This window comes from Streptococcus mitis NCTC 12261 (genome assembly GCF_000148585.2).
Lineage (GTDB): Bacteria > Bacillota > Bacilli > Lactobacillales > Streptococcaceae > Streptococcus > Streptococcus mitis.
On the sequence record NZ_CP028414.1, the window covers coordinates 1,128,996 to 1,145,006 of the forward strand.

A 16,011-nucleotide genomic window follows, 5' to 3' on the forward strand; every position below is an offset into this window, starting at 1 on the left:
ATCTATTTTGTGATATAATAGTATTATCTTTATAAAGAGGTATAGTCATGAAAGAAACTGTTTATTTTGGAACTTACACACGTCGAACTTCCCAAGGGATTTACAAGGCAGACTTTGATACAGAAACTGGGCAGCTTTCAAATCTAGAACTTTTTGCAGCTGAACCAAGTCCAACCTACCTTGCCTTTGACCAGCACCAACATTTATACACTGTTGGTAGTCAAGATGATAAGGGGGGAATTGCAGCCTATCAAACTGATGGAACCTTATTAAATCATGTCGTGGAAGAAGGAGCTCCCCACTGTTATGTTGCCGTTGATGAAAAGCGTGATTTGGTTTACGCGGCAAACTACCACAAGGGACAGGTCCTTGTTTATAAACGTCAGGAAGATGGTCGCCTTCTACTTAGCGATGTGGATCAACACAGTGGCCAAGGTCCGCATGAGAATCAAGCTTCTCCCCACGTTCACTTTACAGATTTAACACCTGACCACTATCTAGTGACCTGTGATTTGGGTACTGACCAAGTCATCACCTATGACCTTGATCAAGAAGGAAAATTATCTAAACTCTATACCTATCATAGCCAGCCAGGAGCAGGCTCACGCCATATTATTTTCCATAACCACTATAAAATTGCTTATCTGATTTGTGAACTCAATAGCACTATCGAAGTTTTAATCTACGATGGTGTTGGCGAATTTGAACGCATGCAAGTTATTTCAACTCTACCAGAAGGTTACGAAGGTTTTAATGGAACTGCTGCTATTCGTCTCTCTAAAGATGGTAAATACCTCTACGCTTCTAACCGTGGTCATGATTCTATAGCAGTATATACAATTCTTGCAGACGGTAGCTTAGAGTTGTTAGAAATCGTTCCGACTCATGGTCAGACTCCACGTGATTTTGATTTGACACCAGATCAAGAATTTGTCATTGCTATCCATCAAGACTCTGACAATGCAACCGTCTTTAAACGCAATCCTGAAACTGGTCGTCTAGCAGAACTTTCCAACGACTTCCATGTCCCAGAAGCAGTCTGCATCAGTTTTGCCCCTTAAGAAAACATAAAAAATGAACTTGGTAACTCAAGTTCATTTTTTTCTTATAGTCTATTTCCGACATTAATACGGTTAATGGCACGCTGCAGTGCAATCTTCGCACGACGTTCTTGGTCAATCAAGTGTTTGTCTTGTGCTTCTTCAATTTCACGCTCTGCTCGAAGTTTGGCACGTTCTGCACGACTAACGTCGATATCACGAGCACGTTCTGCAGAGTCAGCAACAATTGTGATAACGCCATTGGCAACTTCGATAACACCTCCGTTTACTGCAATCCAGTTCACGTGATTTTCATCATCTACACGTTTAACCTTAACCTCATCTACTGCTAAAACTGCAATCATATTTTCATGTCGTGGCAAGATTCCCATCTCACCATCCAGAGTTCGAACTGATACAAAGCTGGCATGGTGATCATAGACGAGACCATCTGGTGTCACGATCTGGACAGTTAACTGAGCCATAGATCACCTCTTAAAATCCCATTTTTTCAGCTTTTGCAATCACATCTTCGATAGAACCTACACCACGGAAGGCATCTTCTGGCAAGTGGTCGTGTTTACCATCAAGGATTTCCTTAAAGCCACGAACAGTTTCAGCAACTGGAACATAAGAACCTGGCTGACCAGTAAATTGTTCCGCAACGTTGAAGTTTTGTGACAAGAAGAACTGGATACGACGGGCACGAGCAACCAAGGTCTTTTCTTCATCAGAAAGCTCATCCATACCAAGGATAGCAATGATATCTTGCAATTCATGGTAACGTTGAAGAACGCGTTTTACTTCAGCAGCAACTGCATAGTGCTCTTCTCCAACGATTTCAGGTGCCAAGGCACGTGAGCTTGAAGCAAGTGGGTCAACGGCTGGGTAAATACCCAATTGTACCAACTTACGTTCCAAGTTAGTTGTTGAGTCCAAGTGAGCGAAGGCTGTTGCTGGCGCTGGGTCAGTATAGTCATCCGCTGGCACATAGATAGCCTGGATAGAGGTTACAGAACCCTTTTTAGTTGATGTAATACGCTCTTGCAATTGACCCATTTCCGTAGCAAGTGTTGGTTGGTAACCAACGGCTGATGGCATACGACCCAAAAGGGCAGATACTTCTGAACCAGCCTGAGTGAAACGGAAGATATTATCGATAAAGAGAAGCACGTCTTGGCCTTCCACATCACGGAAGTATTCGGCGATTGTCAAACCAGTTAGGGCAACACGCATACGTGCTCCTGGCGGCTCATTCATCTGACCAAATACCATGGCTGTTTTCTCGATAACACCTGATTCTTTCATTTCCCAGTAAAGGTCATTACCCTCACGAGTACGTTCCCCAACACCGGTAAATACTGAAATACCACCGTGTTCTTGGGCAATGTTGTGAATCAATTCTTGGATTAAGACGGTTTTACCAACTCCGGCACCACCGAAAAGTCCAACCTTACCACCTTTAAGGTAAGGGGCAAGAAGGTCGATAACCTTAATCCCTGTTTCAAGGATTTCAGAAGAGGTAGACAATTCATCAAAAGTTGGAGCTTTTTTATGAATTGGCTGACGCTCTGCATCTTCTGTAAAAGGAGCTTCCAAGTCAATGGTATCTCCCAAAACATTGAAGACACGTCCCAAAGTTTCTTTACCTACTGGTACAGAGATTGGACGACCTGTGTCCAATACTTCCATTCCACGAGTCAAACCATCTGTTGATTCCATGGCGATAGTACGGACCATACCATCTCCCAACTCCAAGGCTACTTCAAGGACGATTTTTGTTTTTCTTTCGTCATTTTTGTAGACGACAAGTGCATTGTTAATCTCAGGAAGTTTTTCCCCTGCTGCAAACAAGACGTCTACAACGGGACCGATAACCTGAGCAATTTTACCTGAACTCATCTCCTTCTCCTATTCTATATAAGATACTGTCGGTTCCTAGCTTACCTAGGTCCTAAGTTCATTTTCATACGAGCTAGACTAGTGGCTATTCTAAGGCACTAGCTCCTGCTACGATTTCTGTAATTTCTTGTGTAATCGCCGCCTGTCTGGCACGGTTATACTGGATTGTCAAATCATTAATGACTTTCTTAGCATTATCTGTCGCTGTTTGCATGGCTGTCATACCCGCAGCATTTTCAGCTGTCTTAGCGTCGATAATAGCACCGTAAATCATACTTTCTGCAAACTGAGGCAACAACTGCTCCAAAATTTCTTCTCGGCTAGTTTCCAATTCAAAGGTCAAGCTGTAACTGTCATCTGCTTCATTTGGATCCAAGTCAACAATCGGAAGCATTTGTTCCACACGCATTTGACTAGTTAGCGTATTGACATGATGGTTATAGCAGACATAGAGTTCATCAAAAAGTTCATTTTGGTACATTTCAACAGTTTTTGAAATAATCTTACGAACTTCATCAAAGCTTGGTTGATCTGCCAAGCCACGTAGTTCATAAAGTGGTTGAATACCACGAGCTTTAAAGAAATCAGCTCCCATTCCACCGATACAGATCATTTCAAAACCTTTACCATCTGGATGGTATTCTTCTTTCAGCTCCATAACGGCTTTCAAAATAGAAGAATTATAACCTCCAACCAAACCTCGGTCTGATGTAATGACGATATAGCCTGTCTTCTTAACTGGACGGCTAATCAACATCGGATTGGTTGAACTACCAGCTCCATTCCCATGAAGAATATCCGTCAAAAGTTTACGAACTTTCTGAGCATAAACTTGGAAATTGCGAGCAGCTTCTTCAGAACGACCTAGCTTAGCAGCTGATACCATCTGCATGGCATTAGTGATTTGACTCGTATTTTTTGTTGAGGCGATTTTTGTTTTAATATCATTTAGAGATACTGCCATCTGACACCTCTATTCTTATTGGAAGCTGGTTTGATTGAGAAACTCTGTAATCGCAGCATCCAAGACTGCTTCTTCTGGCAAGTCTTTTGTATCACGAATGGTTTCTAAAATCTCTGGATGTTGAGCGTCAAAGAAGGCATGGAACTCTTCCTCGAAACGAACAATATCATCTACTGGAACAGTATCCAAGAAACCATGTGTCAAAGCATAGAGAATGGTTACTTGTTTCTCAACAGGTAATGGTTTGTGAACAGGTTGTTTCAAGACTTCAACTGTACGACGTCCACGGTTCAACTTAGCCTGTGTTGCCGCATCCAAGTCAGAACCAAACTTAGTGAAGGCTTCCAACTCACGGTATGAAGCAAGGTCGATACGAAGTGTACCAGCAACCTTTTTCATGGCTTTGATTTGTGCAGAACCACCTACACGAGATACAGATGAACCTGCATCGATGGCTGGACGAATACCCGCATTGAAGAGACCATCACCAAGGAAGATTTGTCCATCAGTGATTGAAATCACGTTGGTTGCAATATAGGCAGAGATATCTCCTGCTTGTGTCTCGATAAACGGTAGGGCTGTAATAGATCCACCACCAAGTTCATCAGAAACTTTAGCTGAGCGCTCAAGCAAACGGCTGTGAAGGTAGAAAACATCCCCTGGGAATGCTTCACGACCTGGAGGACGACGAAGCAAGAGAGACAGTTCACGATAAGCTACCGCTTGTTTTGAAAGATCATCATAAACGATCAAAACATGCTTCCCTTGGTACATAAATTCTTCTGCCATGGCAACCCCAGCATAAGGAGCTAGGAAAAGCAATGGAGATGGTTGTGAAGCAGAGGCTGTCACAACGATTGTGTAGTCCAAGGCACCGTACTGACGTAGTGTTTCTACTTGCGTACGAACTGTTGACTCTTTTTGTCCAATCGCTACGTAGATACAGATCATATCTTGACCTTTTTGGTTCAAGATTGTATCAATCGCAATAGTTGTTTTCCCTGTCTGACGGTCACCGATAATCAACTCACGTTGACCACGACCAATCGGTACAAGGGCGTCGATAGCTTTCAAACCAGTTTGCAAGGGTTCTGATACAGACTTACGTTGCATAACACCAGGAGCTGGCGCTTCTACTGGACGAGTTTTGTCAGTGTGGATTTCTCCAAGACCGTCAACTGGACGACCAAGTGGGTCCACAACACGACCAATCAGACTTTCACCTACTGGGACTTCCATGATTTTACCTGTACGGCGGATTGTATCGCCTTCACGGATATCTGTAAAGTCACCTAGGATGATAATACCAACGTCTGTTGACTCCAAGTTTTGAGCCATCCCATAAGAGCCGTTTTCAAAAATCAACAACTCTCCACTCATGGCATTTTCAAGACCGTGAGCACGCGCGATACCGTCCCCGATATAGGTTACAACACCTGTTTCAGTCACATCAAAATTGGGTTTGAAATTTTCAATTTGTTGCTTAATTAAAGCGCTGATTTCTTGTGCGTTAATTGCCAAAAGAACACCACTTTCTATTTCAAATTTTCTTTAACAACTTTAAGTTGTTGTTTAATACTCACATCAATTGTCTTGTGATTGGCAAAAATGACAAAACCACCAATAAGACTTTCATCGATTTGTTCTTTTACACTCCTTACTTTAAGAGACATTTTTTTCTCAATCAAAGGGAGCAAGCGACTCTTCTGTTCATCAGTTAAAGGATGAGCTGACCTAATCGTCACTTCAAATCGATTTGTTTCTTTTTCAAGTCGGTTCAAGCAATCTACAAGAATATCATAAAAAAGATTTGCTCTATGATTGTAGATAAGAACCTGGATAAAGTTTTGCAATAAAGTCGACACTGAATCTTGGAAGAACGCAATCGTTTTTTCCTTGTCAGACTCGTCTACTGCCACTTTTTTTAAAAAAGAAGGTAAGCCTGTTTCTTCAGCAACTTGCTTGATTTGAGCTAAGTCTGAAAAGATACGGTCTTCTTCTCCTTTTTCTAAAACCAATTGGACAAAAGGCATGCTGTATTTTTCAATTACCTTTACTGTTTTCTTGTCCATTAAGCTTCTCCTAGCTGATCGATATACTGATCAATGAGTTCTTTATGGGCATGACCGTCAAGGTTTTGTGAGATGATTTTACCAGCCAAGCTGATTGTCAAATCTGCTACCTCACCCTTAACGCTTTGTAAAGCTTCAGCTTTATTTTGAGCAATTTCTTGGTTCGCTTTTTCTTTCAAGCGTCCTGCTTCTAGCTTAGCATCTGCTAAAATACTAGCTTTGCTTTTCTCAGCTGTTTCTTTCGCATTCTCAATGATTGTCTTAGCTTCTTTACGGCTACCAGCCAATTCATCTTCGCGTTTCTGAGCCAATACTTCTGCTTTTTGACGTGCTTGTTCAGCTCCGTCAATATCTGCTGCAATTTTTTCTGCTCTTTGTTCGAAAATGCTAGTCAAATTTGACCAAGCGTATTTCTTAACCAAGACTAGCAAGAGAATAAAGGAACCAGCGATTAGTATAAAATCACCAAGTAATTCACCTACTGTTACATTCATAAACTACTCCTTTCTATTCTTCATCATTAATTTTATTTCCTAGGTACATTGAAGATAACAATGTAAATACATATGCTTGTACACAAGAAATAAAAACAGAAAATGCAGTCCAGATTAGATTTGTTCCAAAAGCAATAGGATACCAATAGAAGGCCTGATGAGAAAGTAGGACTAACATACTTGCCATCACTTCCCCTGCAAAGATATTACCAAATACCCGCAATGCAAGTGAAAGGAGATTGGTAACTTCTTCTAAGAGATTCATTGGTGTCATAAAACCTGGTGTTACAAATGCTTTTAAATACTTTTTGATTCCACGACGACGAATTCCTTCTACGTGGGTCATTAAGATAATTGTAAAAGACAAGACCAAGTCAAATGACAAATTTGCTGTTGGTGAGGTCCAAAGATTTACACCATCTGTAGTCTGAATTCTAGCCATTAAGCCAATATTATTTGCAATGGCCATAAATAGGAATAAACAGAAATAAAAGAGAGAATAATCCTTTATCATTGGACCAAGGTTTGATTTTGTAAATCCAACAACAAAATCAAATAAATACTCTAATACATTTTGTTTTCCTGTGGGTCTCAAAGTCATATTTCGAGTTGCCCAATAAATAAAGCCAAAAATAAGTGCTACAGTCAACAAAGTCAAAACTACTATGGTTAAATTAAAGGTAACAGGACCAATATTGATGGTTGGATTAATACTTTCTTCCATCTAAAATCCTCCCTTTTTCAATTTATACTTCTTTTATTTGATGATAAATGAAAAGACAAGAGTAACGAAGAAAGTACCTTCAATAAAGGCAACCCCTAGGATCATCAAACTACGTAGTTCTGAGATGATATCTGGTTGGCGAGCAACTGATTTCAACAAACCGTTCATCAACAAACCTTCACCAAGAGATACACCCATACAGGCAAGACATAGACCGAAAAATGTTAAATTCATGACGAATTCTCCTTTTAATTAAAATTTACTTACTTAGTTTAGTCCTAAAAATTGGATTTGTCAACTTTTTACTTACGTTGAAAGCGTTTAATGAAAATTATTTACAATTTTACTATTTTTAAGTCTATTATATAGAAAACTTTGGAAAAAACTTGTAACAAATCCCTCCATTATCTAGGTCTTTCTGAAAAATAATGAAAAATCCGAGATGACATCTCGGATGGAAATTAATATATTTTCTTTAACCTAATGCTCTTTAGTAAGTAGGATTAAAGGGAAAGCAACTAGAAAGCTTTCGTCTCCTGCATGCTTATTAAGCACGAACTGTGACGCTGGTGCCATCTTCCTTATAAAGATTGATAAGTCCTTCTTTGAGAGCTCGAACCATATCTCCAGCTTGAACAGGTTGTGGAACCTTGATAGTCAAGAGTTCCATTGGATTTGGAGCGCGGTCAATTTTATTGCCTTTGGCATCATGTAAATCTTCGATATACGTTTCAAAATGACGGAAACCTGGGCCATAAAACTCAACTTGGTCGCCTTCGTTAATAACGTTCCGTTGACGAATAGTTGCTGTTTGTGTCGCATCATCATAAGAAACCACTTCAGCAACAAACTTGTACTCAGGAATTTTACGACGAGCACCAAACAACTGCTCATTTTCAGATGGTGTACCGTAATAGAAACCTGTTGCTAATTCACGTTGGGCAACCTTCCACATCTCATCCACCAAGTCTTGTTTGATAGCTTCAAACTTTTCAGGACTTTCAAGATATGCATCCACAGCCGCCTTGTAGCAGTTGGTTACTGTTGAAACATAGTGAATAGACTTCATTCGACCTTCAATCTTCAGACTGTCCACACCATTTTCAATCATATCTGGGATATGGTCAATCATGGACATGTCAACAGCTGACATTGAAAATGCTTCTGGGATTTCCCCTTTCAAGCTCTTACGTTCTTTCCCAAATGGCATATCATAAAGATCATACTTCCAACGGCAAGACTGAGAGCAACCACCACGGTTAGCATCACGCATACTCATGTGGTTTGAAAGAGTACAACGACCAGAGTAAGAAATACACATGGCTCCGTGGACAAAGGCTTCAATCTCAACATCTGTACGTTTGCGGATTTCAGCTAATTCTTCCATCGAAACCTCACGCGCCAAAACGACACGAGTCAAGCCCAGTTCTTTCCAGAACTCAAGGGTTTCATAGTTAGTTGCACTTGCTTGAGTAGAGAGGTGGATTTCAAGACCTGGTGCTTCAGTCGCTGCAATCATGATCAAGGCTGGGTCAGATACGATAACTGCTGCAATCCCGATATCACGCAGTTTACGGAACCACTCACCAGCACCAGCTTCATTTCCTTCGTGCATAACCATATTGGCAGCTACATAGACTTTGGCACCGTACTTGGCAGCAAACTGGACACCTTCTTCCATCTGTTCGAAAGTAAAGTTTCCGGCACGGCTACGAAGACCATAGGCCTGACCACCGATAAAGACAGCATCTGCTCCATATTGAACAGCTACCTTTAGCTTCTCTAAAGTCCCTGCAGGTGATAAAACCTCAGGACGTTTTAATGTTTTTGTCATGTTTTCTCCTATTTGCAATATAAAAGTTTGACGTTTTTCCTTCTCATTTTATAGTAAATAAGCCATAAAATCAAGCCTAGACAGATTGTTTTGACAATTCTAATCTTTTAGATTATTAAAGCAAAAAGATTGTCAAAGAGAAAAAGCCCACAGATGTGAGCCCTTTTCTAATATAGGTTAGGAAAAACTATTTCTCCACTTCTTTTTTCTTGTGTGCAAGAAATCCAAATCCACTCAAAACTCCTAGAAGTCCTAAGACTACAAGATTAGCATGATCTTCTGTACCTGTATTAGGCAATTCCTCTCTCTTACTTGCTACAGAAGTCGGAATTTGTGAAGTTTCTTTTGTCGATTGTTCAGTTGGTGTCTTTGATTTTGGTACTTCTACCTTTGGTGTCTCAACCTTTGGCGTTTCAACCTTTGGTGTTTCAACTTTTGGTGTTTCAACTTTTGGCGTTTCAACCTTTGGTGACTCAACCTTTGGTGACTCAACCTTTGGTGTTTCAACTTTTGGTGTTTCAACTTTTGGCATTTCAACCTTTGGTGTTTCAACCTTTGGCGTTTCAACCTTTGGTGTTTCAACTTTTGGCGTTTCAACCTTTGGTGCCTCAACCTTTGGTTTCGTACCTACTGTGATAACTTCTTCTACTGCTTCTTCAGTAATCGTGGTTGGTTCATTCGGTGTTACTGCTCCTGTATTAGGATCCAAGGTATAAGTTGTCGTAGTAGTTGTCTTACCAGATTTACCAGGTCTTGTTACTTCACGATAATCTTTATCTTTTGTACTATCTTCTACATAACGTGTTGTATATGGAGTAGTTGTTTCTACAACTGTTGGTTTCGTACCTACTGTGATAACTTCTTCTACTGCTTCTTCAGTAATCGTGGTTGGTTCATTCGGTGTTACTGCTCCTGTATTAGGATCCAAGGTATAAGTTGTCGTAGTAGTTGTTTTACCAGCTTTACCAGGTCTTGTTACTTCACGATAATCTTTATCTTTTGTATTATCTTCTACATAACGTATTGTATATGGAGTAGTTGTTTCTACAACTGTTGGTTTCGTACCTACTATAATAACTTCTTCTACTGCTTCTTCAGTAATCGTGGTTGGTTCGTTCGATGTTACTGCACCTGTATTAGGATTTAAGGTATAAGTTGTTGTAGTAGTTGTTTTACCAGCTTTACCAGTTCTTGTTACTTCTCGATAGTCTTTATCTTTTGTATTATCTTCTACATAACGTGTTGTATATGGAGTAGTTGTTTCTACAACTGTTGGTTTCGTACCTACTTTAACCACTTTTGGTACCATAGGAGTTTCTTTTTCAGTCGGCTTACCGTCAGTTACAATACCATCAAGTTCATTCACAATTTTAGGTGTTGTAGTTACAATTTTACCTTCGCTACCGTTCGATTCAACAATTTCCGTACCATAGTCGATTGTTTTGTCTTCTACATAAGTTGTTGTAATTGGAATTTTTGTTTCTGTTTCTACAGGTGGTAAGTTATTCTCATACTTCTGTTTATACACATAGGTAATGACAGTTTCACCTTTCACAATCTCTGTAATATCTTGTTTGTCTTGTTCTTTAAAGGTATAACGCTTGTTCTCAAAGTCCAAATCGGTCGGATGAGTTAAAGATACATCAGAACCTACTTCTTTAAGTTCAGATTTAACACTAGGTGCAATTTCAACACCTTGTTCGTTTACAAACTTCTGAGTCACTAAACCTTTGTTTTGAACTTCTGTATAAGTAACAGTATGGAAAGTGCGAGACACACCGTTGATTGCTTTTTCTGTATCTGTCAATTCAACTCTTTGGAGATTTGATGCATAAACAATGCGAGGTGTAAACTGATTACGTTTATTAGGAACTACTTTACTAGCAATGTACTCTTTTTGAGAAATTGTATTTTCTCCAAGTAAAGATGTTTCTTGTCTATAAGTGTAATCAGCACCAGCTGAACGTACTTCAAACTCGGATAATTTAGATTTTGGAATATCAGAAGACGTTATAACCCCTTTACCCTTAAAACCTTGGACATCTAAGAATTTTGCATATAAATCTTTAATTGGAATAATATTTCCTTGCTTATCCTTATAAGTATAAGTTCGAGTATAACCAATGAAATCAGTATGATTTTCAGCACGTCGAGTTAAGTTTTTAATAATTACATGAGTCTCAACAGGTTTACTGCTAAATGTAGCGTAAAGTTTGGTTTCTTCAGGTAGCGTATACTCAAATTTAGCAGTTGTCTCAATACTACCGATACCGTAAATACTAGATAAAACACTATCTGAACGAGGTGTGATGGTGTAACTATACACAGTGTTTGGAGTTAGTTCCACTATACGAGCAGGATACCCGATATTCACACGATTTGTTGCATATTTATCTGTAATTCCAATTCGAGCAGGTACCTTAATAAATGTTTCTGTAACTTCCTCAGTAGTTGGTTTCGATACTGCATTATACAAACCTTGAGAATCAGTTAACTCCAATTCATTCGCTTTCAAATACCGAATTTCACCGCTACTTGATGTAATCGGGCTAACTGACGCTTCTTTCGAGACATCTTCATCGATATCTCGACTATTTACCTGAGAAACTAATCTAGCTTTTACTTTAATATAATTAGCATTGATAAGAGTATTTTTAAACTCATCAATCTTCGTTCTATCCGCTTTCACTTGCTCTTGTTCAGCTTTTGCAGACTCTAAATCACGAATTTGAGCATCTACTTTCTCTTCGGCAGTTGTGCGTAAATGTGTAACCTCAGAAGAACTATTTGCAACACCTACATTTTCAGTGGGTGTTTCTGTAACCTTAACCCCTAAAGCTTTTACTTCTTCAACTTTAGCTTTTAACTCGGTTTCTTTTACCGTATGTGTTGTACTCGTTTCATACTCACTTTGAACCACAGTTTCGCTAGGTGGAGTCTGTGCTGCATTAGGAGGTGTACTTGAATTTGGCTGTTCATCAGCGCTTACAATCCCATTTAAAAATAAACTCCCTAAAGCAGTCGTTAGGATAATACCACTTAACAAACCTAACTTAGTTTTACGGAGATATCCATGACCTTTTTCTTGTTTTACTGCTTTATGCAATAGAAACACCAACTTTCATTTATTTGTATTGTTAATATTATTACATAATTAGCTAAAAAAGTAAAGGTCTCAACTCAAGAATTAAATACAATAAATTTATAAAAACTTCCTAACTACTATACTAGAATTTTCTACAATTCAAAAAACAATATCAGAACGGATTGATACTGATACGAAACAAAAAACAAAATGACTCTTTATACATCTATAGTAGGATTCAAGACAGATTATTTATTTCTTAATCGATATATAAAAGGAATCCTGATTAAACTGTCTTTAAAACTTAAGAAATCAAGGATATGATAAAAGGAATGGATATCAGTATATCTATTTTTACCATCTCAAAAGTAGATCCAGAGAATATAACTGTTCTCTTATGATGAGACTTTGGAGGCAACCATTCTGTCTTGTTTTATGAAAGAATAGCTTAACCTTTTACTTAAAATATTCAGATAAAAAAAGAGAGAACGATTTTGTTCTCTCGAAATCCTTATTTTTCATTTACTATAAGAGTAAAGTATTTATAGCTTTACTCCCACTCAACTGTTGCAGGTGGTTTACTTGTAATATCATAGACGATGCGGTTAACGTGGTCCACTTCGTTTACGATACGTACAGAAATCTTTTGAAGGACATCCCAAGGAATCTTTGCAAAGTCAGCTGTCATACCATCGATAGAGGTGATAGCACGGATTGCAATCGTGTAGTCATATGTACGACCGTCACCCATAACACCGACTGAACGAACGCCTGTGTTCACTGTGAAGTATTGCCAGATATCGCGGTCAAGACCTGCTTTAGCAATTTCCTCACGAAGGATAGCGTCTGATTCACGAACGGTTTCTAGTTTCTCTTCAGTGATTTCACCCATGACACGGATAGCAAGTCCTGGTCCTGGAAATGGTTGGCGCCATACGATATGGTCTGGCATACCAAGCTCTGTACCAAGGGCACGAACTTCATCTTTATAGAGAGTGTTGAGTGGTTCAATCAATTCAAACTGCATGTCTTCTGGAAGACCACCCACGTTGTGGTGTGACTTGATAGTTTGAGCTGTATCTGTACCAGACTCGATAACGTCTGTGTATAAGGTACCTTGAGCAAGGAATTTCACATCTTTGAGCTTACTTGCTTCGTCATCAAAGACATACACAAATTCGTTACCGATGATTTTACGTTTTTGTTCTGGGTCAGAAACGCCAGCAAGTTTATCAAGGAAACGTTTAGCAGCGTCTGCTTTGACGATATTCAAACCAAACTTACCACCAAGCATGTCCATAACTTGGTCCGCTTCTCCTTTACGAAGAAGACCGTGGTCTACAAAGATACAGATTAATTGATTGCCAATAGCCTTTTGGAGAAGAACCCCAACAACTGAAGAGTCAACCCCACCTGATAGACCAAGAAGGACACGTTTATCACCGACGGTTTCACGAATTTTTTGGATCTGCATATCAATGAAGTTATCCATTGACCAGTCGCCTTTAGCCTTACAGATGTTAAGGGCAAAGTTACGAAGGATGTCATTCCCGTATACAGAATGGCGAACTTCAGGGTGGAATTGGATACCGTAAATGTGTTTATCTGGGTTTTCGATGGCTGCGTATGGGCAGTCAGCTGATGTACCTGTACGAACAAAGTCAGCAGGAATTTCAGTAACCGCATCACCATGGCTCATCAAAACAGTCTGCTCGTCTGGTGTTGATTCAAAAAGAGCTGATGATGTGTGAGTAAGAGTTGATTGACCGTATTCACGATTTCCAGCATCACCTGCAGGAACAACTTTTCCTCCAAGTTTATGGGTCAATAACTGCATACCATAACAAATTCCCAAAATAGGAATTCCAAGTTCGAAGATTTCTGGGTCAATATCAAATGAACCATCTTCGTATACAGAGTTTGGACCACCTGAAAGGATGATTCCTACAGGGTTGATTTCACGAACTTCAGCAGCTGAAATTTTATGGCTTTTTAGTTCTGAAAAAACACCAATCTCACGGATACGGCGTGAAATCAGCTGGTTGTATTGGCTACCATAGTCCAATACGATGATTTTTTCTACATCTTGCAAATCAGTTGAAATGTTGCTCATCTTTTTCCTTTCTCAAAAGAAATATCTTTTTTCAATATTCTATCACAAATAAGGGCGAATTACCAACTAAACAAGGCGAAGTTTGACTTTTTCTAGTTTATTGGGGTACAATAGAGAAAAGATAGAAATGAAGTGAAAAATATGCTACCCGCTTATATGAAAATCCATGATCAGATTAAAAAGGATATTGACGAACATCGTTGGGCTATTGGTGAGAGACTTCCCAGTGAAAGAGATTTAGCAGAGCAGTTTGAGGTCAGTCGCATGACCCTCCGACAAGCTATTTCCCTCTTGGTCGAAGAAGGAGTTTTAGAGCGCCGTGTAGGAAGTGGCACCTTTGTATCCAGTACACGTGTACAAGAAAAGATGAGAGGGACAACCAGTTTTACTGAAATTGTTAAGTCCCAAGGTAAAGTACCCTCTAGCCAACTCATTTCCTACAGAAAAACCATTCCCAATGAACAGGAAGTTGCCAAGCTAGGAATTTCTCCTACCGAAAATATTATCCGAATGGAACGTGTTCGCTATGCCGACCAAGTTCCTCTGGTTTATGAAGTTGCTTCTATTCCTGAAAAATTCATTAAGGACTTTAAAAAAGAAGAAATCACCAGTCATTTCTTCCAAACCTTGCAAAAACACGGCTACCGTATAGGCAAATCTCAACAAACTATTTATGCTCGCCTTGCTAAAGAAAAGATTGCCCACTATTTGGAAGTTGAAAAAGGACATGCTATTCTTGGTTTGACTCAGGTTTCCTACCTAGAAGATGGTACTGCTTTTGAATACGTAAAAAGTCAGTATGTAGGCGAACGCTTTGAATTTTATCTTGAAAATAATTAGATTACTATGCAAAAACTCTCTGTCACGGACAAAGAGTCTTTTTTATTTCTCTAAGAGTAAATCTTTCAAAGAAATCAGAGTTACAGCAAACAATATCATTGCCATGCCAAGAAAATCAATAGGATAAAATTGTTCATTCATAATTAGGAAGGCAAAGAAAACCGCCGAGATTGGCTCAATTGAAGCCAACAAACTTGACTTGACCGGTCCAATCAGACTGGCTCCTTTTAAGAACGCTGTATAGGCAAAGACAGTCCCGATAAGGATAATGCCTGCAAAAGCAAGAAGAAAATCAAGACTAGTTGGGATAGCAGTCTGTAGAACTCCTGTAAAAGGAAGGGCGACTAAACCTGCTATGACCATTCCCACACCAATGACCAAACTACTCCCCCACTTCTTAATCAAGGCTATGGGCAAAATGATATAAAGTGCGTAAGTCAGAGAAGAAAAGAGACCCCAGAACAGACCGGCAGGTGTCATGGATAACTGGTCCAACTGCCCATGAGTGGCGATCAGAAAGGTCCCTCCGATGGCTAATATGATAGAAACAATCTCTCCCAGTGTCGGTGCTACCTTATCCTTGATACAGCTATAAATCAAAATCCCGACAGGGCAAACATACTGAAGCACCGTCGCGGTCCCTGCATTGGTCTCCTGAATAGCAGTTAGATAGGCAAATTGGTTGAGGAAGAGACCAATTAGAGCAAAAATAAGAAGAGACAGCAAACTCTTCTTATCCGTTAAAAAGGCCAGCATTTTATCCTTTGCAGTAACATAAGCCAAGAACATGAGAATCCCACCAGCGATTAAAAGACGCAAGTTGGTCAAAACCAGAGCCGAAATTCCGTGCGCCATCAGGTATTGGCCACTCGTTCCTGACAAGCCCCAAGCAATACCAGCCACAACTGTTAGTAAAGTCCCTTTTAAACTATTTGACATGTCT

The 16,011-nt window shown here is 39.6% G+C and carries 14 protein-coding genes; 2 read left to right on the forward strand and 12 right to left on the reverse strand.

All coding sequences use genetic code 11. The features are described 5' to 3' along the window. Nucleotides 1-47 precede the first annotated feature (47 nt). Complete coding sequence (locus tag SM12261_RS05865; protein ID WP_078228421.1) at nucleotides 48-1,061, forward strand: lactonase family protein; 1,014 nt, start codon at nucleotides 48-50, stop codon at nucleotides 1,059-1,061. 44 nt (nucleotides 1,062-1,105) lie between these two features. Here the strand turns inward: SM12261_RS05865 and SM12261_RS05870 are convergent, their stop codons facing one another. The 11 genes from SM12261_RS05870 to guaA all read right to left on the reverse strand — a co-directional run bounded on the left by SM12261_RS05870 (nucleotide 1,106) and on the right by guaA (nucleotide 14,228). Continuing rightward, entirely contained in the window at nucleotides 1,106-1,525 is a 420-nt protein-coding gene (locus SM12261_RS05870; protein WP_000068037.1) for a F0F1 ATP synthase subunit epsilon, read from the reverse strand. 10 nt (nucleotides 1,526-1,535) lie between these two features. Further along, nucleotides 1,536-2,942, reverse strand: a complete 1,407-nt coding sequence (atpD, locus tag SM12261_RS05875) for a F0F1 ATP synthase subunit beta (protein WP_000094357.1) — start codon at nucleotides 2,940-2,942, stop codon at nucleotides 1,536-1,538. An 85-nt stretch (nucleotides 2,943-3,027) separates the two neighbouring features. Continuing rightward, nucleotides 3,028-3,906: a F0F1 ATP synthase subunit gamma gene (locus tag SM12261_RS05880; protein WP_000301224.1), complete on the reverse strand. Its 879-nt coding sequence runs from the start codon at nucleotides 3,904-3,906 to the stop codon at nucleotides 3,028-3,030. A gap of 15 nt (nucleotides 3,907-3,921) precedes the next feature. Further along, nucleotides 3,922-5,427 carry a F0F1 ATP synthase subunit alpha gene (atpA, locus tag SM12261_RS05885; RefSeq protein ID WP_000996629.1) on the reverse strand — a complete coding sequence of 502 codons (1,506 nt, stop codon included), beginning with the start codon at nucleotides 5,425-5,427 and terminating at the stop codon, nucleotides 3,922-3,924. 14 nt (nucleotides 5,428-5,441) lie between these two features. Next, a complete protein-coding gene (locus tag SM12261_RS05890; protein WP_000359028.1) occupies nucleotides 5,442-5,978 on the reverse strand; it encodes a F0F1 ATP synthase subunit delta in 537 nt (178 codons plus the stop codon). Continuing rightward, nucleotides 5,978-6,472: a F0F1 ATP synthase subunit B gene (gene atpF / locus SM12261_RS05895; protein ID WP_001103468.1), complete on the reverse strand. Its 495-nt coding sequence runs from the start codon at nucleotides 6,470-6,472 to the stop codon at nucleotides 5,978-5,980. The genes SM12261_RS05890 and atpF overlap by 1 nt, the downstream gene beginning before the upstream one ends. 13 nt (nucleotides 6,473-6,485) lie before the next feature. After that, entirely contained in the window at nucleotides 6,486-7,196 is a 711-nt protein-coding gene (gene atpB, locus SM12261_RS05900) for a F0F1 ATP synthase subunit A (RefSeq protein ID WP_000392870.1), read from the reverse strand. A gap of 33 nt (nucleotides 7,197-7,229) precedes the next feature. Further along, nucleotides 7,230-7,430, reverse strand: a complete 201-nt coding sequence (locus tag SM12261_RS05905; RefSeq protein WP_001054558.1) for a F0F1 ATP synthase subunit C — start codon at nucleotides 7,428-7,430, stop codon at nucleotides 7,230-7,232. 313 nt (nucleotides 7,431-7,743) lie between these two features. After that, nucleotides 7,744-9,030, reverse strand: coding sequence for a peptidase U32 family protein (locus SM12261_RS05910; protein WP_000169061.1), 1,287 nt, complete (start codon nucleotides 9,028-9,030; stop codon nucleotides 7,744-7,746). A gap of 187 nt (nucleotides 9,031-9,217) precedes the next feature. Next, complete coding sequence (locus SM12261_RS05920) at nucleotides 9,218-12,136, reverse strand: G5 domain-containing protein (protein WP_265093379.1); 2,919 nt, start codon at nucleotides 12,134-12,136, stop codon at nucleotides 9,218-9,220. A 529-nt stretch (nucleotides 12,137-12,665) separates the two neighbouring features. After that, on the reverse strand, nucleotides 12,666-14,228 hold the full coding sequence (gene guaA, locus SM12261_RS05925; RefSeq protein WP_000065716.1) for a glutamine-hydrolyzing GMP synthase: 1,563 nt from the start codon (nucleotides 14,226-14,228) through the stop codon (nucleotides 12,666-12,668). Nucleotides 14,229-14,369: 141 nt separating this feature from the next. On the opposite strand from guaA, the gene SM12261_RS05930 reads away from it, so the two are divergent. Next, nucleotides 14,370-15,068, forward strand: coding sequence for a GntR family transcriptional regulator (locus SM12261_RS05930; protein WP_000936192.1), 699 nt, complete (start codon nucleotides 14,370-14,372; stop codon nucleotides 15,066-15,068). A gap of 42 nt (nucleotides 15,069-15,110) precedes the next feature. Here the strand turns inward: SM12261_RS05930 and SM12261_RS05935 are convergent, their stop codons facing one another. After that, the gene (locus SM12261_RS05935) at nucleotides 15,111-16,007 is read right to left on the reverse strand and encodes a DMT family transporter (protein WP_000071660.1); all 897 of its coding nucleotides are present in this window, start codon (nucleotides 16,005-16,007) and stop codon (nucleotides 15,111-15,113) included. Between the last annotated feature and the right edge of the window lie 4 nt (nucleotides 16,008-16,011).